Source organism: Microbispora sp. NPDC049633, assembly GCF_040675265.1.
In the GTDB taxonomy this organism is placed as follows: Bacteria; Actinomycetota; Actinomycetes; order Streptosporangiales; family Streptosporangiaceae; genus Microbispora; species Microbispora maris.
The window spans coordinates 1-24,679 of the sequence record NZ_JBFAOO010000112.1; the positions used below are offsets into that span (position 1 = coordinate 1).

A 24,679-nucleotide genomic window follows, 5' to 3' on the forward strand; every position below is an offset into this window, starting at 1 on the left:
CTCGGCGCGGGTGGCGGAGGCGGTCAGCTCCGGGTGCAGCATGCCCCGGTCGCCGGCGAAGGCGCAGCACTGCCAGCCCTCGGGGACGACGACCTCCTTCGCCACCGCACCGGCGACCTCGGCGATGGCGGCGTCGAGGCCGAGCCGGGTGGACGAGCAGGTCGGATGCAGGGCCAGCGAGGCCACCCTGCGGCCCTCCGCCGCCTGTGGCAGCCGCGGCAGGACGTGCTCGGCCACGAAGGTCACCGCGTCGAGCACCCGTACGGCGGGGGAGGCGGCGGCCACGAGCCGTTCGAACCCCTCCGTGCAGGAGGCGGCGTCGCTCACCACCGCAAGCCGGCCGCCGCCGGTCGCGCTCAGCAGCGTCTCCCGCACCCGGCGGCCCATCACCTCGTAACCCTCGCCGAAGCCCTTGGACGACCACGGCGTGCCGCAGCACAGGCTCTCGACGCCCTCCGGCACGTGCAGCCGCAGGCCGGCCCGCTCCGCGAGCCGCCGCACGGCGGCCATGACGCCGGGACCGCCGTCGGCGGGGGCGAACAGGGTGTTCAGGCACGACGGCACGTACACCGCGTCGGCGTCCCGGATCGGCGCGGCGCGCCGGGGCGTGCCGCCGCGCGGCAGGTCGCGGCTCCACTGGGGGACGGTGTCGGGGTCGCCCACCGCGCGGGCCGCCCGGCTCGCCCCCTCCACGAGCCCGGCCGGGGCCGCGGCGGCCGCGTCCATGGCGAGGTCCATGGCGCGGGTCACCGCGCCCCAGTGCCTGGCGGCGGTTTTCCAGCCCGCCCGCGCCGCACGCCCGTGACGTTCGCCGCGCAGGCGCTTGGTGAGGTCGCCGGTGTTGATCAGCACGGGACAGGCCGTGGCGCACATGCCGTCCACCGCGCAGGTGTCGACGGCGTCGTAGTCGTACTCCTCCTCCAGCCGACGCGCGAGCGCGTCGTCCCCCGCCGCCCGGGCCGCGGCGATCTCGCGGCGCAGCACGATGCGCTGGCGCGGGGTCGTGGTGAGGTCCCGGCTCGGGCACACCGGCTCGCAGTAGCCGCACTCCACGCACCGGTCGACCTCGGGCTCGACGCTGACGACCGTCTTGAGGTCGCGCAGGTGCGCCCGCGGGTCGTCGGTCAGCACGACGCCGGGGTTGAGGGTGCCCGCGGGGTCGCACAACCGCTTGACCTCGCGCATGATCTCGTACAGCTCGTCGCCGTACTGGCGGCGCACGAAGGGCGCCATGACCCGTCCGGTGCCGTGCTCGGCCTTGAGGGTGCCGCCGCGGCCGAGCACGGCGGCGACCATCTCCTCGGTGAACTCCTCGTAGCGGTCGAGGTCCGTGTCGAACCGCTCGTTGAGCATGAAGTGCAGGTTGCCGTCCTTGGCGTGCCCGAAGATCACACTGCGCTCGTAGCCGTGCCCGGCGAACAGCTCCGCGAGGTCGTCGCAGAGATCGGCCAGGGCGGGCACCGGGACCGCCACGTCCTCCAGCAGCGCCGTCGTGCCGCTAGGCCGGGCGCCGGCGACCGCGGCGTAGAGGTTCTTGCGAATGCGCCACAGGGCCGCCCGTCCGGCGGTGTCTCCACTGAGGCGGGCGGGCGCGGCGAGGTCCAGCCGGGCGAAGACCCGCGCGGCCTCCCGCTCGCGCACGGCGAGCGGCTCGGGATCGGACTCCTGCCACTCCACCAGCAGCGCCGCGTGATCGCGCACCTCCATGGTGCGCAGGACGTCGTCGGCGTACGGGTCGGTCGCGGCCACCCGCAGCGACTCCGCGTCGAGCAGTTCGACGGCGGCCGGCTCCGCGGCGACGATCTCCGGCACCGCCGCCATCGCCTCCCGCAGGGCCGGGAAGACGACCAGGCCGGTCGCGGCGAGGCGGTGCGCCGGCACGGTCCGCAGGACGGCCTCCGCGACGAACGCGAGCGTGCCCTCGCTGCCCACCACGAGATGGGCGAGAATCTGGGCCGGAGAGTCGTGGTCGAGGAAGCTGTTGAGGCCGTAGCCCATCGTGTTCTTGAGGGAGAACTGCGCCTCGATCCGGCGTACCGAGTCCCGGTTGCCGCGGACCCGGTCGCGCAGCCGCACCAGGCCCTCGGCCAGGGCGGGTTCGAGGGCGCGCAGGCGCGCGTCGGCGTCGGGCGCGCCGGTGTCGACGACGGTCCCGCTGGGCAGCACGAGGACCAGCGACTCCAGCGTCCGGTAGGTGTTGGCGTGGGTGCCGCAGGTCATCCCGCTGGAGTTGTTGGCGACGACCCCGCCGATCGTGCACGCCGACTCGCTGGCCGGGTCGGGGCCCAGCTTGCGGCCGTACGCGGCGAGCCGGGCGTTGACCTGACGCAGCACGGCGCCGGGCTGCACCCGGACGCGGGCGCCGCCGTCGAGCACCTCGACGGCCCTGAAGTGCCTGCGGGTGTCGACGAGCAGGTGCTCGCTCACGCCCTGCCCGCTCAGGCTGGTGCCGCCGGACCGGAAGGTCAGCGGCAGGCCGGTCCGCATGAGCGCCGCCACCTGCGCGGCGGTCTCCGGCACGAGAACGGCCTGCGGGGTCAGCAGGTAGTGCGAGGCGTCGTGCGCCATGCCGAGCCGGTCGCTGGCCCGGGCCCGGACGATCCCCGGGACGGCGGTCTCCACCGCCGCCAGAAGGGCGGGGTCGGACGGTCTCGGCCGTCGCGGCCGGGACTGGGCCGCGGCATCGGCATCGGTAAGGCTCATGATCTCAACGCTTCCGTCCAGGAGGCGCCGGTGCGCCTCTATCGCCGGGGGTCGATGTGGATCTTCGGGCCGGGACCCGCCCCGGCCGGGCGGCTCCCCGCCAGCACGCCGGCGACGTCGTCCAGGCCCACGGTGGCGGCCACGAGCGGGCGGGCGTCGACCGATCCGTCCGCGTACGCCTCGATCGTCCCGGCCAGACCGGCCGAGCCGCTGAGCACGCCCACGGCGGTGACGTCCTTGAACGCGAGGTCGCGGGTGTCGATGCGGCTGGGGGACCCCGCGAGACCGATACAGACTACCCGGCCACCCGGCCTGACCAGGTCGAGCGCGAGCGCCGGGAGGTCCGCCGCGTTGGACGCGTCGACCACGGCGTGCCACGGCAGGGACGGCAGTGACGCGCGGGTCCAGACGCCCGGAAAGCCGAGATCGCGGGCCAGCCGCAGCGTGGGCTCGTCGCGGCCCAGCAGGTGCACCTCCGTGCCCCGCGCCCGCGCGAGCAGCGCGACGAGCAGGCCGATCGTGCCCGTGCCCAGCACCAGCAGCCGGTCGCCGGGTCCGGCCGCCGCGCCGCGCACCGCGCGCAGGGCGTTGCCCCCGGGTTCGACCAACGCGCCCGTCGTCGCGTCGATCGTCTCCGGCAGCGCGTGCAGGGCCCACGCCGGTACGGCCAGCCGCTCGGCCAGCGCCCCGGGGAAGCCCTTGCGGATGCCGATCTCGGCCCGATCGGGGCAGACGTGGTGGAGGCCGTCGCGGCAGAGACCGCAGTGACGGCAGCCGAGCTGGGTGTCGCCGGTGACGCGGCGGCCCAGCCAGCCGGGGTCGACGCCCTCGCCGAGCGCCGTGACGACGCCGCACCACTCGTGGCCGGGACGCAGCGGATACCGGGCGTGGCCGGAGTGCAGGTAGCTCATCTCGCCGGTGAACAGCTCCACGTCGGTGCCGCAGACGCCGACCCGCTCGACGTCCACGACCACCTGTCCCGGCGCGGCGACCGGCGCTTCGACGTCCCCGACCTCGGCCCTGCCGGGGCCGGTGATGACCAGTGCGCGCACGTGCCGCCCCTACCGCGAGCCCGGGACGACGGAAGCGGCGGGCAGGCGGGCGGCGAGCAGGGGCCGGTCTCCTCGGCGGGGATCGAGGCTCATGATCGGGGCGGCACCCAGTAGGGCGTCGCCAGGCCGCGCACCCCGACCCTGGCGGTGAACAGGTGCCCGGACCCCGGGTGCTCGGCCGGATCGACGCCGCTGCGGGCCGTGGTGATGACGAGGACGTCGAGATCCGGCCCCGCGAAGGCGGGGCAGGTGACGTTGGGCGCGCCGACCTCGACGACGGCGAGCACGCGCCCGTCGGGATCGCGGCACTCCACCCGGCCCCCGCCGAAGACGGCGATCCACAGGTTGCCCTCGGCGTCCGCGCACATCCCGTCGGGCATGCCGTCGGCGAGCCTGAACAGCTCCCGCCGCGGACCGGTCCGGCCGGTGACCGGGTCGTAGTCGCGCTCCCACACCACGTGCGGGACGCTGTCGATGCTGTACAGGCGGTCGCCCGAGGGGCTCCAGGCCAGCCCGTTCGACAGGGTCAGGTCCTCGTCGAGGCGGACGCAGGTCGTGCCGTCGAGGCGGACCAGCACGTCCTGGCCCTCCCGGTCGTCCAGCGCCATGCTGCCGATCAGGAAGCGCCCGGCCGGGTCCACGGCTCCGTCGTTGAGCCTGCTCCGCACGCCGGGCGGCAGAACGCGGGCGAGTTCGGTGCGGCGGCCGGCGGTGTCGACCCGGGTGAGGACCTCGCGCTCGGCGACGACGAACTCACCGTCGGCCGAGACCGCGACCGCGCCCACGGTGCCGCCGAAGGTGCCGCCGAATGTGTGCGCGGTGGTGGCGGTGACGGCGCCGGTCACGGGGTCGAGCCGTCCCTCGTGCACCGCGCCCGCGTCGATGTCCACCCACAGCAGGCGTTCCCTGGCGGGGTCCCACACGGGTCCCTCGGCGAGGGCGTACACCTCGCCGGAGGCCCGGGCGGCGGTGAACTGCCCGGTCATGCGACCTCCCGTCCGGCGGCGATCGCGCGGATGGACGGCGGGCCGCCGGGAACCGCCCGCGGCGGAGCGAGCGGAAGCGCGGTCATAGCCGGATACTAGAGCGGATATCGGGCGGGGGAAAAGGTCCTCATCAGGATCTCCCGTGCACAGTGCAGGGTGGCTGGGCCTCACACGGTGTCCGCCTCCCCACGGACTGGTGCCGGCGGCGCGCCGGCGCATCGGCTTCAGGGGTCGCGGGCGCGGAGGTACGCGTCCAGGTCGGCGGCGCCCTTGAGCATGGCGCGGCCCCGGGCGGACAGGCGGGCCTGCCAGTCGCGCAGGGCCGACTCCAGCGGGGCGACGCCTCCGGCGGAGCGGACCTGGGCGATCAGCGGGGCGATCTGCTCCAGCAGGTAGCCGCCCCTCCTGAGCTGGTGGGCCAGCCGGACGTCGCGTACGTCGGCCGCACTGTAGACGCGATAGCCCGTCCGCGGATCGCGGCGCGGCCGGACCAGCCCGGCGTGCTCCCATTTGCGCAGGGTGGCGGGGCGGAGGCCGAGCCGTCCGGCCAGGGGGCCGATGAACGTGTCGCCGCGTTCCTGCGGCACGTGGTCGTCGGCCTTGGGTGCCAGATCGCGGAGCGCGGCCTCGACGGCCTGGAGGGTGCGGCGGTCGTCGAGGAGCCGGCCGTGGCTCTCGTCGATGAGCCGCAGCGCGTCCTCGGCGGCGCCCCGGTTGACCGCCTGCATGATCGCCGTGGCCGTCTGGTGACCGTGCCCGGGCACGAGGGCGATGAACGCGCGCAGGGCTCGCGCGTGCAGCGGCGTGTAGGTGCGGTAGCCGTGGACGGTGCGTTCGGCGGCGGGCAGGATGCCGGCGTCCTCGTAGTTCCTGATCGCCTGGGTGGACAGGCCGTGCTCGCGCGCCAGGTCCACCGGCCTCATGACTGCATCACCGATTGAAGGTCCATCGCGATCAGATAGGGGATTTCCGGCCGAAAGTTTACATCGAGTGTTCAACGATACCGTCAAAGGCATGGATATCAAGGACACGGCCCGGCCGCTCGACGGCGCGGGAGTCTCGGCGTTCCTGCGGTCGCTTCCCGCCCGGCCTCTGCTGCTCGGCCTGGGCGAGGCCAGGCACTTCGTGGGGGAGCTGGGCGAGGTGCGCAACGAGATCTTCCGGCATCTGGTCGAGCACGAGGGCTACCGGTCGTTCGCCATCGAAAGCGACTGCCTCATGGGCCTCGTGGTGGACGACTACATCAGGACCGGCGTGGGCACTCTCGACCACGTCATGGAACATGGCTTCAGCCACGGCTTCGGCGCGTCGCCGGCCAACCGCGAGCTGGTGCGCTGGATGCGGGCCTACAACGAGGAACATGACGAGAAGCTCCGGTTCTTCGGGTTCGACGGCCCTCTGGAGTACTGGGCGGCGAGCCCCCGCCAGGCGCTCACCGCCCTCCACTCCCTCCTCGACGGCCCCCTTTCCGGCGCCGTGGTGACCGGGGAGACCCTCGACACTCTGCTGGGCCCGGACGACCGGTGGTCGAACGAGGCCACGGCCATGGATCCGTCCCAGTCCATTGGCCGGTCCGCCGAGGCCCGGCGGCTGCGGCTGATCGCCGACGAGCTGGCGGCCCTGCTCGAGACGCAGGCGCCGCAACTGGCCGCGGACGACAGGCAGCGGGCGGAACTGTACGCGCGCACCGCCACCGGCCTGCTCCGCTACCACTACTGGATGGCCGACGCTTCCCCGGCCCGGTGGACCCGGCTGTCGGCCCTGCGGGACGCGATGATGGCCGCCAATCTGCGCGCCGTCGCGGAACACGGCCCGGCCCTGGTCTTCGCCAGCAATCTCCACCTGCAGCGGAACAAGAGCGTGATGCCGTTCGGCGACGGGCGACTGGAGTGGTGGAGCGCGGGGGCGATCACCGCGACGCACCTGGGCGACCGGTACGCCTTCCTGGCCTCGGCCTTCGGCGCGACCGGCGACGACACCCCGCCCCCGGACACCGTCGAGGGCATCTTGTCCATGCTTCCGTGGGACCGCTCTCTCGTCGACGCTCGCGGGCTGGCCCAGGCCGTCACGAAGCCCGCCCCCCGCGTCTCCCGCGACTTCGCCTATTTCCCGCTGGACCCGGCCCAGCTCGACATGATCGACGGCGTCGTCTTCCTCAAGCGGGTGCTCATGTCGGCGTGACAGGGCCGCGCGCGTGTCAGGGGTGCCCGGCACACGCGCGCGTCAATCCACGGCCCCCGCGCCGGCGGAGACGGTCATCCGCCCGCGACCACGGTCTTCAGTTCGCCGAAGGACTCCCGGATGAGCTCCGACAGGTCCGGCTCGCCGGGGCCGCCGACCCAGCGCTCGAACGCGATCTTGAAGGCGGCGACGCCCACCTCGGCGGCCAGGCTCGCGGCCGGATCCGCGCCGCCGCGCCGCCGGAGCGTGTCGGCGAGGTCGGCGGACCACCGTGCGAGCTTGATCAGCTCGCGCTCCCGCAGCTCGGCGTTGGCGGCGATGACGGATTGCCGCCGCAGAACGCGTTCGCGGTCCTCCTGGAACAGGGCGCCGACCTCCTCGAAGGCGGCGGTCACCGCCTCGATCGGCGCCGCGGACTCGGGGGCGCCGGCGACCGCGTTCACGAGGTGCTCCCGCAGCGCGTCCGAACCCGAGAACAGCACCTCCCGCTTGTCCGCGAAGTGCCGGAAGAACGTGCGCTCGGTCAGTCCCGACCGCTTGGCGATCTCCGCCACCGTGGTCTGCTCGTAGCCGCGCTCGACGTAGAGCTCCAGCGCCGCCTCCGCGAGACGGCCGCGCGCGTTCGGCTCCCATCGACCCATGCCTGGGATCCTACCCGGATGACAGTCACTGACATCGGTGCTAACTTGATGACAGTCACTGACATAGCCCTCGCCGGGGAGTGCCCCGGCGTGGAGGGCGACCAACCACTTGGAGTGCGTCATGCGGGTATTCGTCACCGGGGCGTCCGGCTGGATCGGTTCCGCCGTCGTTCCCGAACTGATCGGTGCGGGCCACGAGGTCGTCGGGCTGGCGCGGTCCGACGCCTCGGCCGCCGCCCTCACCAGGGCAAGGGCGCAGGTGTGCCGTGGCACGATCGACGATCTCGACATCCTGAGGCGCGAAGCCGCCGCGTCGGATGGTGTGATCCACCTCGCGTTCAAGCACGACCTCGCCTTCACCGGTGACTTCCGGGGCGCCGCCGAGGCGGATCGCCGCGCCGTCGAGACGCTCGGCGAGGCACTCGCGGGCTCCGATCGCCCGTTCGTGATCGCCTCCGGGCTCCTCGGGCTCACGCCGGGCCGGGTGGCGACCGAACGGGACGGGCGTGGTCCCGGCTCCGGCGCGGGGCACGGCGACGGCCCGGGAGCCCGGCAGGCCACCGCGCTGCGGACGCTCGACTTCGCGAACCACGGTGTCCGCTCGTCGGTGCTGCGCCTGCCCCCGACGGTGCATGGCGAGGGCGACTACGGCTTCATGGCCGTGCTGGTCGGCATCGCCCGCGACCGGGGCGTCTCCGGTCACGTCGGCGACGGGTCCAACCGCTGGCCCGCGGTGCACCGCGTCGACGCCGCGCACCTGTTCCGTCTCGCGCTGGAGAAGGCCCCGGCGGGATCGGTGCTGCACGCGGTCGCCGACGAGGGCGTGCCGATCCGTGCCGTCGCCGGGGTGATCGGCCGCCACCTCGGCCTGCCGGTCGTCTCGATCGCCCGCGAGGAGGCAGGCGAGCACTTCTCCTGGCTCGGCGGCATGATCGGGACCGACGCCCCGGCGTCGAGCGCGCTCACCCGCGAGCTGCTGGGGTGGCGGCCGGTTCAGCCGGGGCTGCTCGACGATCTCGGCAAGGGCCACTACTTCCGCGCCGGATGACCGGCGACCGGCGGCCAGGCGGGTGCGGGATCGTCAGGGCCGGATGACCGCGCGCCTGCGCGCGGGTGCGGGATCGTCAGGGCCGGGGGAGGACGATCGAGGTCGCGAGGTGCCCGTCGCTCACCACCCACCGGCCCGACAGGGCGCGGGTTCCCATGGCCGGGTCGTCGACCAGGAGCCGCGCGCTGAACGAGCCGGAGGTGTCGATGTCCACGACCGCCTCGGAGAAGTCGAGCCACCTGCCGGTGAGCGGGAACCAGACCTTGTAGACCGACTCCTTGGCGCTGAACAGGATCCTGCCCCAGCAGATCTTGCCGTCCGCGTCGTCCAGTGCCCGGAGGGCGTCGATCTCGCCGGGAGAGGCGATCGTGGGAAGGACGTCCGCGGGAAGGGGCGCGTGCGTCTCCGCGTCGATGCCGACGGCGCGCGCCACGCCGGTGGAGGCGACGGCCGCCGCGCGATACCCCGAGCAGTGGGTGATGCTGCCGACCGTCCCGGCCGGCCAGACCGGGGCGCCCCGCTCGCCGCGCGGGATCGGCCCCGGCGTCACGCCGATCCGGGCCAGCGCGAGCCGGGCGCAGTGGCGTCCGGTGACGAACTCACGGCGGCGCCGGTCGACGGCCCGCGCGATGACGGGTCGTTCCTCCGGGAACAGCGTCTCCTCCGGCGCGTCGCCGAATTTCTCGGCCGACGCCACCCACGAGGGCAGGATCTCGTCGATCATGCGGCCATGCCGGGCATCGCGGACATCCCCTCCACTGTGTGGAGGGTACAGATCCACACGCCGCGGCGGAAGATCGATTGGCGGGCGGCGCTACCGCTGCTGCTCTCCGGCGGTCAGCTGGGTCCCGTCGCGCGCCTCGCGGCTGTTCCTGTACTGGCTCGCGCCCACGGCGATCGCGAGGCAGGCGCAGATGACCACGAGCGACAGCCAGACGGGGATCTTGTACACGTCGGCGAGGAGCATCTTCGCGCCGACGAACACGAGGATGGCCGCCAGGCCGTACCGCAGATACCCGAACCGGTGCATGGCCCCGGCCAGCAGGAAGTACATCGCCCGCAGCCCCAGGATCGCGAACGCGTTGGAGGTGAAGACGAGGAACGGCTCGGAGGTGACGGCGAAGATCGCCGGGATCGAGTCGACGGCGAAGACGATGTCGCTGGTCTCCACCGCGACCAGGACGGCCAGCAGCGGTGTCGCGGCCCACCGGCCGCGCCCGTCCTGCCGGTCGCCGTCCCGCCGTACGAGGAACCGCTGGCCCTGGTAGGAGTCGGTGACGGGGATGAACCGGCGCATCAGGCGCAGCATCGGGTTGCGGTCGGGGTGCACCTCGATCGCCGAATGCCTGGCCATCTTCACGCCGGTGTAGAGCAGGAACGCGCCGAAGACGTACAGGATCCAGTGGAAGTGTTCGAGTAGCACCGCGCCCGCGCCGATGAACACCGCGCGGAAGACCAGCGCGCCGAGCACGCCGAGGAACAGCACGCGATGCTGCAGTTCGCGGGGGACCGCGAAGAACGAGAACAGCAGCGCGATCACGAAGACGTTGTCGACGGCCAGGGACTTCTCGATGAGATAGCCGGCCAGATACTCCCCGCCCGCCTCGGGCCCCCACACGAGCCAGACCACGGCCCCGAAGCCGAGCCCGAGCGCGATCCACAGCCCCGACCAGGTCAGCGCCTCACGGGTGCCCACCACGTGGGCCCGGCGATGGGCGAACAGATCCACGGCGAGCATGGCGAGGATGACCGCCAGAACCGCGGCCCAGATCCACAGGGGCACCGACATCGTCAACCTCCATCACCGCCGCACACGCGGCGGGCTCGGCAGGCCGACGGTCTCCCCGTGCCACCAGCTGCGGTGACCCTCGCGCCGGGACGCCCTAGGACGGCGGCCGTGATGACGACGCTGAGGAAGCCGGGTACTCCCCCTCGAACTGTGTTCAAGTATTCACGAAATCAGTTTCGTGCGTCAACCGGCGCCCCGAACAGCTCGAGAAACTCGCCGATGTGCCGGTGCCGCTCGATCGGGTGCCGGAACGGGGCGAGCGGGTTGATCGTGTAGTGGTTGCGGCGCCCCACGCGCTCGCGACGCAGGTAACCGGCCGCCTCCAGGTCGGAGACGATCGTCTGGGCCGCCCGTTCGGTGATGCCGACCGACTCGGCGACGTCCCGCAGCCGCGCGTCGGGATCGCGGGAGAGCGCCAGCAGGACGTGCGCGTGGTTGGTGAGGAACGTCCAGCCGCCCGCGGGGGAGGAGGTGCTCATACCTCATTATGCGATGAGCGATTCACGAAACGAGGGTCGGGACACCCTGCCGAGCGCGGCCGATACCACGATCGTGAACGCCGGGCAGAATGAGGGCTTCCGCGGATCTTCAGGGAGGCTCACGTGACCATCGACGTCGGACGGGTGCGGGCGGACACGCCGGGGTGTGAGCACGTCGTCCACTTGAACAACGCCGGCTCGTCGCTGCCGCCGCGCCAGGTCACCGACGCCGTGGTGGACCACCTGCGCCTGGAGGAGCGCATCGGCGGCTACGAGGCGGCCGCCGCCGTCCTCGACCGGTCCGAGCGGGTCTATGACGCGCTGGCCCGGCTCGTCGGCGCGGACCGGGACGAGATCGCCCTCGTCGAGAACGCCACCCGCGCCTGGGACATGGCCTTCTACTCCCTGTCCTGGAAGCCGGGCGACCGCATCCTCACCTCGCGCGCCGAGTACGCCAGCAACGCGATCGCCTTCCTGCAGACCGCCCGCCGGCACGGCGTCCAGGTGGACGTGGTGCCCGACGACGAGACCGGCGCCCTGTCCGTCGACGCGCTGCGGGACATGCTCGACGAGCGGGTCAAGCTGATCGCGGTCACCCATGTGCCGACCCAGGGCGGTCTGGTCAACCCGGCGGCCGAGATCGGCGCCGTGGCGCGGGAGGCCGGCGTGACGTACCTGCTCGACGCCTGCCAGTCGATCGGGCAGATGCGGGTCGACGTCCGCGAGATCGGCTGCGACCTGTTGTCGGCGACCGGGCGCAAGTTCCTGCGCGGACCGCGCGGCACCGGCTTCCTGTACTGCTCGCGGCGCGTGCTCGACCGCCTGGAGCCGCCGTTCCTCGACCTGCACGCCGCCACCTGGACCTCCGCGGACTCCTACGAGGTGCGCGGAGACGCCCGGCGGTTCGAGAACTGGGAGGGCTACGTGGCCGGAAAGATCGGCCTCGGCGTGGCGGCCGACTACGCGCTGGGCCTCGGGCTCGACGCCGTCGAGGACCGGGTGACGGGCCTCGCCGAGGCGCTGCGCGGGCGGCTGGCCGCCCTCCCCGGAGTGACCGTGCACGACCGCGGCGCACGACGGTGCGGCATCGTCACGTTCACCGTGGACGGGCACGACAGCCGGGATGTGGCCACCCGGCTGTCGGCCGCGAAGATCAACGTCTCGGTGTCGGCGGCGACCTCCGCCCGGTGGGACTTCGAGGCCCGCGGGCTGCCCTCACTGGTGCGGTCCTCGGTGCACTACTACAACACGGAGGACGAACTGGACCGGCTCTGCTCGGCGCTGCCGTCCGCGTGACGGGGAGTCGCGCCTACAGGCTCCAGTCGATGACCGGTCCCGCGGGCACGATGCGCAGCGGGTTGATCTTCGGGTGGGTGCCGTAGTAGTGCCGCTTGATGTGGTCGAAGTCCGTCGTGCCGCCGAAGGCCGGGTTCGCGTACAGGTCGCGGGCGTAACGCCAGAGGTTGGGGTAGTCGGCGAGGCGGCGCAGGTTCGCCTTGAAGTGGGTCACGTACACCGTGTCGAAGCGGGCCAGCGTGACCCACAGGCGGACGTCCGCCTCGGTGAGCCGGTCGCCGAACAGGTAGCGGTTGCCGCCGAGGCGCTCCTCCAGTTCGTCGAGGGCCGTGAACAGCGTCGTCACCGCCGTCTCGTACGCCCCCTGGCTCTCGGCGAAGCCGCACTTGTACACGCCGTTGTTGACGTCGGCGTAAACGCGCTCGTTGAGCGCGTCGATGTCGTCTCGCAGATCCTCCGGGTAGAGGTCGATCCCCGGCCCGGCCCACCGCGCGAACGCCCGGCCGAGGTCGAGGCTGATGTCGGGGAAGTTGTTGCTGACGATCCGGCGGGTGCGGCGGTCCCACAGCACGGGCACCGACACGTGCCCGTCGTAGCCGGGCTCGGTCGCCTCGTACGCCTCGCGCAGCAGGGTGAAGCCGTTGAGCTCGTCGGGGCCGTGGCCCGGGCCCTCGCGGAACGCCCACCCGCGGCCGTCGCGCACGGGGTCGACGACGGACATCGACACGACGTCCTCGAGGCCGAGCAGCGCCCGCACGATGACCGAGCGGTGGGCCCACGGGCAGGCCAGCGACACGTACAGGTGGTAACGGCCGGGCTCGGCGGCGTATTCGCTGCTCCCGTCGGCCGTTACGCGGTCGCGGAAGCGGTACAAGGGCCGCTCGAAGGACCCGTCCGGCCGGGTGGCCGCCTTCACCGTGTAGTCGCCGTAGGCCGCGAAGTCCACCGGACTCGCGACGGGGGCCGTTGTCGTCACGCCGCCACCGTCCTCTCGTCTCCTGCACGACGAGCCTAACGGGAGCCGGTGACAGCGACATGACGACGGCTACGGCATCCCGGGGGCGGCGGTGCCGCGCCCGCGTGGTGTGCCGGCGCGGGGCGAGGCGGTGCGCCGCCCGCCGTTCGGCCGGGGGCCGGTCAGTGAGCCGGTCCCATGTGCGGCGTCCCGGTGCGGAAGCCGCCGGGCTGCCCGCGCTGCATCATGGCGAACCGCATCGTAGCCAGGCCGAGAAGCAGGATGAGCGCGCCGACGATCACGTTGCTGATGATCGTCGCAGTGGTCGCCATGCCTCCCCGGATCACCCAGGGGGCGATGATGGTCCAGATACCGAGCAGCGGGGCGACCCAGGAGAGTCCGTAGGTGCGCCCGAACGCCGAGCTGTACGCCATCGCCAGGAGCGCCACGGCGAGACCCGTGACCAGGTTGTTCACCGCGAGCGGAGTCCGCGTGCCGCTGAATCCGAGGATCCACGGCGAGAGCGCTAGATACAGGCCGCTCAGGAGCGTGAGACCGTCGGCGAGCTGCGCCACGGGATTCGCCGCGGCGGCCTCGTAGCGGGCGCGCATCTGCATGATGTCGGGATGCGTCCCGATGTCGGCACCGTGTGTCATACGTCACACCACCCTTCAGAGGTGTGTGCTTTAGTCCTTATTCCTAGCGTACGCCCGATTCGTCACTTCTTCCCGTTTCGGAGGGATTGTGTTTGCGGAAGCGGGCGCGACGTGCCAGGTCGTGTTTAGCCACTTCACCAGGGGAAAGAGGGAGTTCGTCAGCTTCTGGAACCGAGAGGAGCGTCCGGATGAGCACCGAAGACAAGTTCCGCAACAAGTCGGAAGAGGTCGCCGGCAAGGCCAAGGAGGGGCTCGGCAGGGTCACCGACGACGAGAGCCTGGAGGCCGAGGGCCGCGCCGATCAGTCCAAGAGCCACATGAAGCAGGCCGGCGAGAAGGTGAAGGACGCCGCCGGCAAGGTGAAGGACGCCTTCAAGGACTGACCCCGGGGAGACGATCCCGCGGAAGGTGACAGGCCACGCCACCCGGGTGAACGGGCGGTGGCCGTCGCCGGGGGACGAGGGAGCCGCCGAGCCGGGCGTGATCGCCCGGCGCTCCCGTCCCCGTCAGGGTGGGGGAGCAGCCGGTCCCAAGCGGGGCCGGCTTTCGCGTTCACCGGCCCGGACCGGGCGCTTCCTGCGGCCGGTGCGGCGCAGGGACCGACCCCTCGGGAAACGATCGCAGGGCCGGGTCGAACCGCCGATCCGGAGGATCGGCGCCGGCGCAAGCCCTGCGGCGCCGGGCCGGCGGCGCCGGCCCGCGATGGACGACGTCCCGCCGGTCAGGCCGCCTGCGGCAGCGTGACGCGGAAGGTCGACGTCACAAGAGCCTGGAAGAGGCGCACGAGCAGCGCTTCCAGGACCATGATGGCCGCCCGGGAGAGTACGGCGGCGAGGAACTCAGTCACTTGACACCTCAGTAGGACAAATCGGCTTCTAGGGAAGACTGACGCATAAACCTCCCAGAACGGCGTAGTTAAGGTTACCGTTCGGTGAACGATCGGTGACCGTTGCGGGTACGCGCCCTGATCATGCTCCAGCTGTGTCGCTTGCCGTGTCCCCTGCTCTGTCCCCTGCTCTGTCCCCTGCTCTGTCCCCTGCCGTGTCCTCTGCCGTGTCCTCTGCCGGTGTCCCCGGGCGGCGGCCCGGCCGCTGCCCGGTCCCGCCGGGCAGCGGCTCGTGCGGCTCAGCCGGGATAGGGGCGGTTGAACCGGGGCGGGGTGAACGGGACGTACCGAGGAGCGGGGTCGGCCGCGAGCGCCGCCGCGCGGGCGTTCATCGCCGGGGCGGACGTCGCGGGCCAGTGACCGCTCCGCAGCCGGTCGAACATCGTGCCGAGCGCCGCTTCCTGCTCCGCCGGGGAGAAGTCGCAGTGGCCGACCGTCTCCGTGTAGGTCTGGCGCAGTAGGGAGTTCGCTCCCGCCCGGCGCACATTCTCCTCGTACGACTGCTGCTGGGCGACGGTGGAGATCTGGTCACCGGTGCCGGACAGGGTCAGCACGGGGATCCGCAGGTCACCCTTGAGGACGATCCCGCGCGAGAAGCGCTTGACGGCGTCCGGGTCCGCCGCGATGCGGGGCGCGGCGGCCAGCGTCTTCAGGTCGGCCGCGAGGTCCAGACCCGCCGCCCTGTAGAGGTCGCGGACGGCGCGCCGGAGGGCGGGCTCGGCCAGGCTCAACTGCTTCTCGTAGTCGACGCCGGTGTTCCAGGACGGGTTTCCGCCGACCACGTCCATGATCTGGCGCCGGCTGCTCATGGCCTGCCCGATGTAGGGCAGGGGCCCACCGGCGAGCGCGAGGTAGGCGCCCTGCTGCAGCGCGGCGGCGTCCCCGCCGTCCGGAGGCGGCGGCACGGACCCGTCCGGGTTGCGGCCCCAGGCCGGCAACTGGCCGATCGCGGCGGCCAGTGCGATCCGGGCCCGTCCCTCCGGGGTCCGCTGCGCCGCGGCCAGGGCGTCGATCCACGCCTTCCGGGCCGATTCGATGTCGGCGGGGATGTCGACGACCGGCAGTCCCGGTGCGACCAGGCGCTCGAGCACGAAGACCGTGTCGAGCTTCTGGTTCCACTGGCCGACCGACCCGCCGAGGCCGCCGCACATCGGCACGGCGGCGTCGAAGACGCCGGGATGGACCTGGGCGACGCCGGCGGCGACGAATCCGCCCATCGAGGTCCCGGAGGCGACCGCCTTGCGGGCCGGGCCGTAGGCCTGCTCGAAACGGGCCAGCGCCTCGGCCTGGTTGTCGATGGCGGACCTGATGTTCCAGCCGGTGATCGCCCGGCTCGTCCCGCCGCGGGCCACGCCGTCGGCCAGCAACCGCGCGGTCAGGGGCTCGCTCCGGCCCGGACCGGCGAAGTCGAGGGCGACCACCACGGTGCCGTTCCACTTGGCCGGGACGACGAACTCGTACGGCGTGCCGTCCGCGAGGGTGCCGCTGATGCAGGTCGGGCGGGCGGGGGAGTCCGGCAGGCACGGGGTGCCGCCGGGAGGCCCGGCGGGGGCAGCGGCGGCGGCGGCGGTCGCGCCCCCGGCGACGGCGGCCATCGCGGCGGCCAGGCACGCGGTCACTTTACGGCGCGTCACAGCGACAGTCCCTTCGACTTGACCGTCCAGCCGTTCTCGCCGCACAGCCCGCAGCCGGGGCCGACGAAGCGCGCCCCGGCGGTCCGATCGCCGCGCAGCACGTAGTCGAACCAGTCCGCGGCCACCTGCCAGCCCTTGGTGGCCTCGAGGCCCGCGATCAGACCGACGTGGCCGGCGGCCTTGTCGCCGACCAGGGCGGCGGGGACGTCGAGCAGGGCGTAGTTGTCGATGCTGTTCTGGTAGGCGACGTCGTCGGGACCGCCGTTCACCAGCAGCGTCGGAGTGTGCAGGCCGGCGAGACGGTCGCGCCCGTAACCGCCGAAGGCCGGCTCCGCGAAGTATCCGGTGTTGAATCCGGCGACCGCGTCGACGATGGGGTCGGTCCCGGCGGCGAGGGCCTCGACGCCGCCGCAGCTGTGGCCGAGCACGCCGACCCGCGTCGTGTCCGCCCGCCCCTCGAACTGCTTGCGGGCCTGCTTCGACTCGGTGGCCCAGTGGGCGGCCGCGAGGAGCGCCTCGGGGTGCGCGATCGTGTTCTCGGGGGTGTTGGGGACGGGGAACTCGTCCAGCCCGCCGTTGGCCACGACGATGTATCCCTGCGAGGCCAGGCCGGTCAGGAACGTGATCCCCTCCAGGTTGCTCGTCGCGCAGGCGCCGTTGCCGTAGACGATGACGGGCAGGCTGTCCCTCCGCAGCGACTTGAGATCGGCCGGGCGGTAGACGGTGTGTCCCGGCAACCCGTCGGCGGCCTCGCGGACCGTGGGCAGGATGGTGGGCGCGGGAGCGCCGGCCGCGGGCGGCTTCGGCGGTGGCGGCTTCTGGACGGACGACGCCGCGGCGGCGCCGGAGCCGGCGAGGACGACCGCCCCCACGGTCGCCGCCAGCAGGGTCCGCGCGGTCATGGAGCGGGCAGGCACGTTGAGTTTCCTCCAGGGTTGATGGACGGGCAGGGGGTGTTGGCTCGGGGCCCGACGAGGTCCGCGAATGGCCGGCGGGGCGCCTGGCAGCTGCCGCGAGGCATATAGAAGTCGCCAACGCAGACGATCGTTCAGTGTTCTGTCATTAATGTCAATCCCCTGATTGTCGCGGCGATCCTGCGGCGGAGCGACCGAGACGCGCTGCGGGTGTGGTGCGGGTGTGGTGCGGGTGTGGTGCGGCACGCCCGTGCCCGCCGCACGGATGACCGCGCTCGCCCAGGCAGGGACAGCGACCGCTGGTCGCGTCCACGAGATGAGCGATCTCCGGGTCGGCCGCCGCGGCGGGGCGGCGGTCCCGGCTCCCGGCCTGACAGGCGACATCATGATGACGCCCGTGTCGGTAAACGTCATCAAGGCCGCGCCGGGGTTAGCGGCGGGGGACGAGGCGCAGCGGCGCCGACCTGGGGCCGAACTCCAGCCAGTTGAACATCTCCACCTCGCCGTCCGGTTCGACGCGGGTGGTGGCGGCGAGCAGTTCGCCCAGCGCGGCCGTCATCTCCAGCCGGGCCATCGCCGCGCCGGGACAGCGGTGCGCCCCCCGGCCGAACGCGAGGTGCCGATTGGGCCGCCGCTCCAGATCGAGCCGGTCCGCGTCGTCGAACACCGCCTCGTCCCGGTTCGCCGAGGGGAAGATCATCGTGATCGCCTCACCGGCGCGCACGGTGCGGCCGCCCAGCTCCACGTCCCGGGTGGCGGTGCGGGCGAACACCCGGTAGGGGGCGTACAGCCGCAGCAGCTCCTCGATCGCCGCGGGCAGCAGCCCGGGGTCGGCGCGCAGCCGGTCCTGAAGGCCGGGGTCGCGGGACAGGTGGACGGCGGCGCTGCCCAGCACGGCGTGCGGCGCCCCGATGCCGGCCACGATGGTCTGCCGCACGGTGGCCACGACCAGGTCGTACGGGATCGGCCGCACCGGGTCGGCGGACGCCCGCAACAGGCTGGCCACCAGGTCCTCGTCCGGGTCGCGAGGGTCGGCCCGGCGGTCCTCGACGATGGCCCGGGCGATCGCGTAGAGCTCCTCGCCGGCCGCCATGACCCCGGCCCGGTCCATCTCCTGGATGGCGAAGCTGTACTCGACGCCGATCCGGCGGATCTCCAGCACCTGGTCGACCGGCAGGCCGAGGAAGAGCGCGAAGCACTGCGCGGCGTACGGCAGCGCGAACTCCTGGGAGTAGTCGCCGCCGCCGCGGGCCAGCAGCGGCCCCAGCAGCTCGCGTGCCGCCTCCGCGAAGGCCGGTTCGAGGCGCCGGACCACGCCGCGGCGCAGCACCCGGTCCATCGGAGCGCGGTAGATCGCATGCTCGGGCGGGTCGAAGTGCAGCGGCGGCCGCCGCTGGGCGCGTGGCACGTGCGGGACGACGTTCTGCACCGCGGTGCTGAACGTCTCGCTGTCCCGTGCCACCCGCACCACGTCCGAGTAACGGGTGGCGGCCCAGAAGCCGCCGAAGGCGTCGCTCCACGGCACCGGGCAGCGTCGCCGCAGGTCGGCGTAGACCTCGTGGGAGCTGTCGAAGGTCTCCGGCGCGGTGGGGTCCCAGTCGGAGGCGCGCCCGGGGCCGTCGGCGGCGGTGGTCATGGTGGAATCCCTTTCCCTTCCCGTCATGGGCCCGCCCGCTCACAGCAGGTGCCTGCGCGCGACCCGGGCGAGCGTCTCGATGGCGTACACGACGACGGCGATCGCGATGACGATCGCGGCGGTGGTGTCGTAGCGCAGCGTGGCGATCGACTCCTGCATCAGGTAGCCGACACCGCCCGCGCCGGCGATGCCGAGCACGACCGACTCCCGCAGCGCCAGGTCGGCCACGAACAGGCCGTTGCCGGTGAACGACGGCACGAACTGCGGCCAGATCCCGGCGGCGAACGCCTGCCATCGGCGGGCGCCGACCGAGGTCAGCGCCTCGTGCGGCAGCGGATCGAGCTGCTCCAGGGAGTCGGCGAAGAACTTGGCCGCCAGCGCGGTGGAGGAGATCCACAGCGCCAGGAAACCGGCGAACGGGCCGAGCCCCAGCGCGGCCACGAACAGCAGGGCGTACACGAGGTCGGGGATGCCCCGGACGACCACCAGCAGCACCCGGACCACCGCGGACAGCGGCCGCCAGGGGGTGGTGTTGACGGCGGTGAGCAGGGCCAGCACGAGCCCGCAGGCGGCGCCCGCCGAGGCGGCGCCCAGTGCCATGAGCAGACTTTCCAGCACCGCCATGAGCAGGTCGCCGGAGAACGCGGGCGGCCACATGCCGGTGAGCACGCCGCGCAGGTTCGGCCAGGCGCCGGACAGCCGGCCCGGGTCGGGGTCCAGGGACCACAGCGACACCAGGAAGACCACCCCGGCGGCCGCCGCGCCGGTCACCCGCAGCACCCGGCCGCGGTCCCAGCCGACGTCGTGCGGGGCCCGCCCGGCGGGCAGCGCGGCCGTGCGCGTCGTGTCCCCGGCGGACCGGCCGGCCCTGCCGCGGTGGACCGCGTGGTGGACCGTTCGGCGGCGGACCGCCACCGACAGCAGCTCCAGCAGCAGCACCAGGACGACGATGACGCAGATGATCCCCGCCGCCCGGTGGTAGTTGAGGCTGCCCAGCGCGGTCTGCAGCGCGACACCGATGCCACCGGCCCCGACGACGCCGAGCACGGCCGACGCCCGGATGTTGATGTCGAGGCGGTGGAGCACGATGCCGGCCAGCGCCGGGAACACGCGGGGCAGCACGGTGGAGACGGCCACCTGCACCTCACCGGCCCCGCACGCGCGCGCCGCCTCGGCCGGGACGGGGTCGGCCTCCTCGACGGCGTCGGCCAGCAGCTTGGCGATCATGCCCACCGAGTGCACGGCGACGGCGAGCGCGCCGGCCAGCGGGCCCAGGCCGAAGATCCGCACGAACAGGATCGCGAAGGCCAGCGTCGGCACGGCCCGGGTCAGCACGACGACCACCCGGGCGGCCGGCCGCAGCCAGCGGGGACCGCGGTGGGTGCGCGCGGCGACGAAGGCCAGCGGCACCGATGCCAGCACTGCCAGGCCGGTGCCCGCGACCGCGATGAGCAGCGTCTCGGCGATCATCGAGGCGACGTCGCCGGCGCCGGGCAGGTCCGGTGGCCACATCCGGCGCAGCAGCCGCATGGTGTCGTCCAGCCCGGCGGCGAGCGAGGCGGGGGACAGGCCGATCCACCAGAACGTCAGCCAGGTGACGGCCACGGCCGCGATGAGCAGCCCCGCCGCGACGAGGGCGCGGGCGCTCCTCGGCGGCCGCAGCGGACCCGGGTCCGGCGCGGCCGGGGCCCGCGTGGCGGGGGTGGTGCTAACCATCGCGGGCCCCCGCCGTGTCGTAGATCTCCCGCAGCCGCTCGGCGGTGAGGCCGGCGGCCGGCTCGTCCAGCACCAGCCGGCCGCCGCGCAGCGCCACGACCCGGTCGGCGGTGGCGAGCGCGAGCTCCATCTGATGCAGGCTGCACACCACGGAGATGCCGTCCTCGGCGCTGATCCGTTTGAGGATCTCGAGCACCAGCACGCTCGCCGCCGGGTCGAGCGAGGCGACCGGCTCGTCGGCGAGGATCAGCTCGGGGCTCTGCAGCAGGGTCCGGGCCACCGCGACCCGCTGCTGCTGCCCGCCCGAGAGCGTGTCGCAGCGCTGGAACCGCCGGTCCGCCAGCCCGACCCGGTCAAGTTGCTCCACCGCGCGGATCCGCAGCGCGCGCGGGTAACTCATCACCCCGTATCTGGGCAGCCGGAGGGTGGCCAGCGACCCCATCAGCACGTTCTCCAGCGCGGACAGCCGCCCGACGAGGCCGAACTGCTGGAAGACGAACCCGACCCTGGCGCGCAGGGCGCGCAACCGGCTCCGGGAGCAGGCGGCCGGGTTCTCGCCGAGGGTGCGCACGGTGCCGCTGTCCGGCAGGTGCATGCCGTTGACCAGCCGCAGCAGCGTGGACTTGCCGGCCCCGGAAGGGCCGACCAGGGCGACGAACTGCCCCTGCGGGACGTCCAGTGAGACACCGTCGAGCACGGTGGTGCCGTGGAAGCCCTTGCCGACCTCCGACAGCCGCAGCACGGGGTCGCCGATCACGGCGGGTTCCTCAGCCACCGGACGTGCAGACCTCGGCCTTGGTGATCTCGCAGATGCGCGCGATCGGCTGGTAGGTGGCGTCGGTGGCCTTGACGAACGTCCAGGCGGTGGAGGTGCCGAGGGTGCAGGCCGAGGCGTCGGCGTACTGGCCCCAGTTCTTCGGGCCCTTGATCTCGCTGCCCTTGCACAGCCCGGCGGAGGCGGCGCCGGTGGCGGTCAGGCCGGTCACCGTCTTGGAGATCTTGTCGCGGACGTCCTGCGGAAGCCAGGAGCCGACCACGACCGGCGGCCCGGGGATGAGCGGCGAGGTCCACACCTTGGTGACCTGCCCCGGCTTGAGCTGGCCGCGGGCGGGCAGCAGCTGGTCGATGAACACGTCGCCGACGAAGGCGAGGTCGCAGTCGCCGGCCAGCAGCGAGGCGACCGCCGTGTCGTGTCCGTGGGTGAACACCGTCTTGACGTCCTTGTCCACGTCGACGCCGGCTTCCCGCAGCGAGGCGAGGGGCTGCAGATAGCCCGTGGTGGAACCGGGATCGGTGAAGCAGACGTCCTTGCCGGCGACGTCCTTGAGCGAGGTGATGCTCTTGTCGTCGCCGCGGGTCACCCCGTAGGCGTAGGCGCCCGGCTCGCCGCCCGGTGCGGCCAGCGGGACGGCCACGGGCTCGACGTCGGCGCGGCTGCGGGCCAGGTAGTAGCTGAAAGCCCCGTAGACGGCGACGTCCACCCGCTTGGCGACCTGCGCCTCGACGACGGCGGCGTTGCTGGTGACCGCCTGGAACCGCACCGGGACGCCGAGGTCCTTCTGCAGCGCGGAGACGATCGGGGCGAACGACGCCTCGAGGTTGTCGCTCTGCTCCGACGGAATGGCGGCGAAGACCAGCTCATCGGGCCGGCCGTCGTCGGCGGACGCGCCGCGGGTACTGCCGGGGCCGGCACCACAGGCGGACAGGAGTGCGATCGCGGCACCCGCCGCGACGACGCCCAGCGCTGGGTTTCGGGACATCGAGGCTCCTCACATGCAGGTGGTCGGGCCAAAGTAAGCACGCCCCAGAGCATTGTCAACACTTCTGTGACGACCGTAGGATTTCTGCCGAACATAATTGGCGGCGATAAATGTACGAGCGTCCACCGAACTGTTGCGTATCTGGCGGCGCAGCCGCTGCCCACCCATGGAGGCGGACATCAATCCCCGTTCAGTGATCAATCGGGCGAGCCGGGCCGTGACGGTGCTCACGGCCGCGGCTCTCGTGCTCACCCTCGCACCGGCCGGACTGCCACACGCCTCGGCGGCGTCCGGCCAGTCCGGTCCCATCAGCGTCACGGGTGTCCACCCGAGCGGCGCCACGTACGCGATCGAGGTCCCGCGCGGCTGGAACGGCACCGTGCTGACGTTCAGCCCGGGCTACGGCCAGGGCGCCGGCCCGCAGCACCTGCCGGCCGACCTCGGCGGCGACGCCGCCGCGCGAAGCTGGCTGCTGGCCCACGGGTACGCCCTGGCCGGCACCCGGCCCTACGGGAGCGGCTGGGCCGTCGAGGAGACCCTGCGGGCCTCCGCCGACACGCTCGCCGAGTTCGCCGAGGTCGCCGGGAAGCCCAGGACCACCCTGGCCTGGGGCGGTTCGATGGGCGGCGCCATCGCGGCCGGCCTCGCCGAACGCCGGCCCGACCTGATCGACGGCGCGCTGCCGTACTGCGCCTCGGTCGCCGGGCCGGTGGCGATGCTCAACCAGTCGCTCGACGCGGCCTTCGCGTTCAAGACGCTGCTCGCCCCCGATGACGACGCGGTGAAGCTCGTCCGGCTGGCCTCGGCCGACGAGGAGACGCGGAGCACGACGGCCGCCCGCGCCGTCCTGGACGCCGCCCAGCAGACGCCGGCCGGCCGGGCCCGCATCGCGCTGGCCGCGTCCTTCGCCCAGGTCTCCACCTGGTCGGTGCCCGGCACCGCCGAGCCCGCCGCGCGCGACTGGGCGGGGCAGCAGGCCCAGGAGTACGCGGCGTTCATGGCGACCGTCTTCTCTCCCCGCTATCCGCTGGAACAGCGGGCGGGCGGGAACTTCTCCTGGAACGCGGGCGTGGACTACCGCCGGCAACTGCGGGAGTCCGGGCGGATGAAGCAGGTGCGCGCCCTCTACGACAGCGCGGGGCTGAACCTCGACGCCGATCTCGACGCCCTTGCGGCGGCGCCGCGCGTCTCCGCCGACCCCGGCGCCGTCGCCTACATGGAGGACTACTTCACCCCGCGCGGCTCGCTCGCCGTCCCCGTCCTCACGATGCATGAGCGCGGCGACAACTACCCCACCGTCACCCAGGCCCGCGCCTACTCCGACGTGGTGCGGCGCGCCGGGAACGGCGCGATGCTGCGCCAGGCGTTCGTGGACCGGCCCGGCCACTGCCGCTACACCGGAGCCGAGTTCGTCGCCGCGGTGCAGACGCTGAGGAACCGGGTCACCACCGGCCGCTGGACGGACGTCGAGGCTCACCAGCTCGACAAGCTGGCCGCACGCCTGGCCGCCGAGGCCCCGGAGCTGGGCGCCGCGGAGTTCGTTCACCACACCCCCGGCCGCTTCCTGCGTCCCCACGTCCCCCCGCGGTGAAGAGCGAGGAGACGGCCCGCGGACCGTCGTCCCGGCGCCGCCGGGCCGCGACCGAGATCGCCGGGAGAGTCCGGACGCGGGCCGGGTGACGTAAAATCCACGCAGGTCGAGCCTGGTGAGCGGCGCCCGTTTCCGGGACGTGGCCGCCTGGGGCACCTACACCGGCTGAGGAGTCTGACGATGGAGGGACGCCGGGTCGCCGCGTCGCCGGAACCCGGCTCCCTGCCCAGGGCCCGGCAAGGAGCGGAACCCCAGCGGCTGCTGACCACGTTGCTGGGCGACTACTGGTTCTGGCGGCAGGAGCACATCCCGTCGGCGGCGCTGGTCCGGCTGCTGGAGGAGTTCGGCATCACCGCGACCAGCGCCCGCGCCGCCCTGCGGCGGGTCGCCTCGCGGGGGCTGCTGGCCAGCTCCCGCAACGGCCGCACCACCGCGTACGGACTGCCGCCCCGGGCGTACGACGTGATCGTCGCGCACATGCGCCGGCTGCTGACGTTCGGCGCCACCACGCCGGAGTGGGACGGGCAGTGGACGGTCGTCACGTTCTCGGTGCCGGAGGACCAGCGGGACACCCGCCGCGCGCTCCGCGACGGGCTGCGGCTGCTGCACTTCGGCATGATCTTCGACGCGGTGTGGGTGTCCCCGCACGACAAGACGGACGACGTCGTCGAACTCGTGCGAAGGCTGGGCGTGCGCGGGGCGGCCGTGTTCCGGGCCCGCGAGGTCGCCGGCGACGCCATCGACCCGGTGCTGGAC

General features: G+C 73.1%; 22 protein-coding genes and 1 pseudogene. 6 read left to right on the forward strand and 17 right to left on the reverse strand.

The window, feature by feature from the left end; all coding sequences use genetic code 11:
• The 4 genes from AB0J39_RS25430 to AB0J39_RS25445 form a co-directional block, all read right to left on the reverse strand.
• A partial coding sequence (locus AB0J39_RS25430) for an FAD-binding and (Fe-S)-binding domain-containing protein (RefSeq protein WP_363468858.1) occupies window positions 1-2,703 on the reverse strand: 2,703 nt, incomplete at its 3' end.
• 38 nt (window positions 2,704-2,741) lie between these two features.
• The gene (locus AB0J39_RS25435) at window positions 2,742-3,755 is read right to left on the reverse strand and encodes an alcohol dehydrogenase catalytic domain-containing protein (protein ID WP_363468860.1); all 1,014 of its coding nucleotides are present in this window, start codon (window positions 3,753-3,755) and stop codon (window positions 2,742-2,744) included.
• Window positions 3,756-3,844: 89 nt separating this feature from the next.
• A complete protein-coding gene (locus AB0J39_RS25440) occupies window positions 3,845-4,741 on the reverse strand; it encodes an SMP-30/gluconolactonase/LRE family protein (protein ID WP_363468861.1) in 897 nt (298 codons plus the stop codon).
• 224 nt (window positions 4,742-4,965) lie between these two features.
• On the reverse strand, window positions 4,966-5,664 hold the full coding sequence (locus AB0J39_RS25445) for a TioE family transcriptional regulator (RefSeq protein ID WP_363468863.1): 699 nt from the start codon (window positions 5,662-5,664) through the stop codon (window positions 4,966-4,968).
• 91 nt (window positions 5,665-5,755) lie between these two features.
• Between AB0J39_RS25445 and AB0J39_RS25450 the strand changes: the two genes are divergently transcribed.
• Window positions 5,756-6,922, forward strand: coding sequence for an erythromycin esterase family protein (locus AB0J39_RS25450; protein ID WP_363468865.1), 1,167 nt, complete (start codon window positions 5,756-5,758; stop codon window positions 6,920-6,922).
• A gap of 74 nt (window positions 6,923-6,996) precedes the next feature.
• Here the strand turns inward: AB0J39_RS25450 and AB0J39_RS25455 are convergent, their stop codons facing one another.
• Window positions 6,997-7,563 (reverse strand): TetR family transcriptional regulator, encoded by a 567-nt coding sequence (locus AB0J39_RS25455; RefSeq protein WP_363468867.1) that lies wholly within the window; start codon window positions 7,561-7,563, stop codon window positions 6,997-6,999.
• Window positions 7,564-7,684: 121 nt separating this feature from the next.
• Here AB0J39_RS25455 and AB0J39_RS25460 point away from each other — a divergent pair, with 121 nt between their 5' ends.
• Complete coding sequence (locus AB0J39_RS25460) at window positions 7,685-8,611, forward strand: SDR family oxidoreductase (protein WP_363468869.1); 927 nt, start codon at window positions 7,685-7,687, stop codon at window positions 8,609-8,611.
• 76 nt (window positions 8,612-8,687) lie between these two features.
• Here AB0J39_RS25460 and AB0J39_RS25465 read toward each other — a convergent pair whose 3' ends face one another.
• The 3 genes from AB0J39_RS25465 to AB0J39_RS25475 all read right to left on the reverse strand — a co-directional run bounded on the left by AB0J39_RS25465 (window position 8,688) and on the right by AB0J39_RS25475 (window position 10,879).
• Window positions 8,688-9,335 (reverse strand): 4'-phosphopantetheinyl transferase superfamily protein, encoded by a 648-nt coding sequence (locus tag AB0J39_RS25465; RefSeq protein WP_363468871.1) that lies wholly within the window; start codon window positions 9,333-9,335, stop codon window positions 8,688-8,690.
• Between the two features lie 90 nt (window positions 9,336-9,425).
• Window positions 9,426-10,400, reverse strand: coding sequence for a TerC family protein (locus AB0J39_RS25470; RefSeq protein ID WP_363468873.1), 975 nt, complete (start codon window positions 10,398-10,400; stop codon window positions 9,426-9,428).
• Between the two features lie 170 nt (window positions 10,401-10,570).
• Window positions 10,571-10,879 carry a winged helix-turn-helix domain-containing protein gene (locus tag AB0J39_RS25475; RefSeq protein ID WP_363468875.1) on the reverse strand — a complete coding sequence of 103 codons (309 nt, stop codon included), beginning with the start codon at window positions 10,877-10,879 and terminating at the stop codon, window positions 10,571-10,573.
• 123 nt (window positions 10,880-11,002) lie between these two features.
• Here AB0J39_RS25475 and AB0J39_RS25480 point away from each other — a divergent pair, with 123 nt between their 5' ends.
• A complete protein-coding gene (locus AB0J39_RS25480) occupies window positions 11,003-12,175 on the forward strand; it encodes an aminotransferase class V-fold PLP-dependent enzyme (protein WP_363468877.1) in 1,173 nt (390 codons plus the stop codon).
• A gap of 13 nt (window positions 12,176-12,188) precedes the next feature.
• On the opposite strand, the gene AB0J39_RS25485 is transcribed toward AB0J39_RS25480, so the two are convergent.
• Window positions 12,189-13,151, reverse strand: a complete 963-nt coding sequence (locus AB0J39_RS25485; RefSeq protein ID WP_363468878.1) for a glutathione S-transferase C-terminal domain-containing protein — start codon at window positions 13,149-13,151, stop codon at window positions 12,189-12,191.
• 161 nt (window positions 13,152-13,312) lie between these two features.
• Window positions 13,313-13,786, reverse strand: a complete 474-nt coding sequence (locus tag AB0J39_RS25490; protein WP_363468880.1) for an SPW repeat protein — start codon at window positions 13,784-13,786, stop codon at window positions 13,313-13,315.
• A 188-nt stretch (window positions 13,787-13,974) separates the two neighbouring features.
• On the opposite strand from AB0J39_RS25490, the gene AB0J39_RS25495 reads away from it, so the two are divergent.
• A complete protein-coding gene (locus AB0J39_RS25495) occupies window positions 13,975-14,169 on the forward strand; it encodes a CsbD family protein (protein ID WP_142560504.1) in 195 nt (64 codons plus the stop codon).
• A 338-nt stretch (window positions 14,170-14,507) separates the two neighbouring features.
• On the opposite strand, the gene AB0J39_RS25500 is transcribed toward AB0J39_RS25495, so the two are convergent.
• The 7 genes from AB0J39_RS25500 to AB0J39_RS25530 all read right to left on the reverse strand — a co-directional run bounded on the left by AB0J39_RS25500 (window position 14,508) and on the right by AB0J39_RS25530 (window position 22,332).
• Entirely contained in the window at window positions 14,508-14,633 is a 126-nt protein-coding gene (locus AB0J39_RS25500) for a hypothetical protein (protein WP_363468882.1), read from the reverse strand.
• A 278-nt stretch (window positions 14,634-14,911) separates the two neighbouring features.
• Entirely contained in the window at window positions 14,912-16,306 is a 1,395-nt protein-coding gene (locus AB0J39_RS25505; RefSeq protein ID WP_363468884.1) for an alpha/beta fold hydrolase, read from the reverse strand.
• On the reverse strand, window positions 16,303-17,223 hold the full coding sequence (locus AB0J39_RS25510) for a hypothetical protein (RefSeq protein WP_363468886.1): 921 nt from the start codon (window positions 17,221-17,223) through the stop codon (window positions 16,303-16,305). Before AB0J39_RS25510 ends, AB0J39_RS25505 begins: the two co-directional genes overlap by 4 nt.
• A 427-nt stretch (window positions 17,224-17,650) precedes the next feature.
• Window positions 17,651-18,856 (reverse strand): cytochrome P450, encoded by a 1,206-nt coding sequence (locus AB0J39_RS25515; protein WP_363468887.1) that lies wholly within the window; start codon window positions 18,854-18,856, stop codon window positions 17,651-17,653.
• 39 nt (window positions 18,857-18,895) lie between these two features.
• On the reverse strand, window positions 18,896-20,572 hold the full coding sequence (phnE, locus tag AB0J39_RS25520) for a phosphonate ABC transporter, permease protein PhnE (RefSeq protein WP_363468889.1): 1,677 nt from the start codon (window positions 20,570-20,572) through the stop codon (window positions 18,896-18,898).
• A complete protein-coding gene (locus AB0J39_RS25525; protein WP_363468890.1) occupies window positions 20,565-21,347 on the reverse strand; it encodes a phosphonate ABC transporter ATP-binding protein in 783 nt (260 codons plus the stop codon). The genes phnE and AB0J39_RS25525 overlap by 8 nt, the downstream gene beginning before the upstream one ends.
• Entirely contained in the window at window positions 21,340-22,332 is a 993-nt protein-coding gene (locus AB0J39_RS25530) for a phosphate/phosphite/phosphonate ABC transporter substrate-binding protein (protein ID WP_363468892.1), read from the reverse strand. The genes AB0J39_RS25525 and AB0J39_RS25530 overlap by 8 nt, the downstream gene beginning before the upstream one ends.
• A gap of 217 nt (window positions 22,333-22,549) precedes the next feature.
• On the opposite strand from AB0J39_RS25530, the gene AB0J39_RS25535 reads away from it, so the two are divergent.
• Window positions 22,550-23,923 carry an alpha/beta hydrolase gene (locus AB0J39_RS25535; RefSeq protein ID WP_363468894.1) on the forward strand — a complete coding sequence of 458 codons (1,374 nt, stop codon included), beginning with the start codon at window positions 22,550-22,552 and terminating at the stop codon, window positions 23,921-23,923.
• Between the two features lie 180 nt (window positions 23,924-24,103).
• A pseudogene (locus AB0J39_RS25540) lies at window positions 24,104-24,679 on the forward strand (hypothetical protein); the annotation flags it as partial.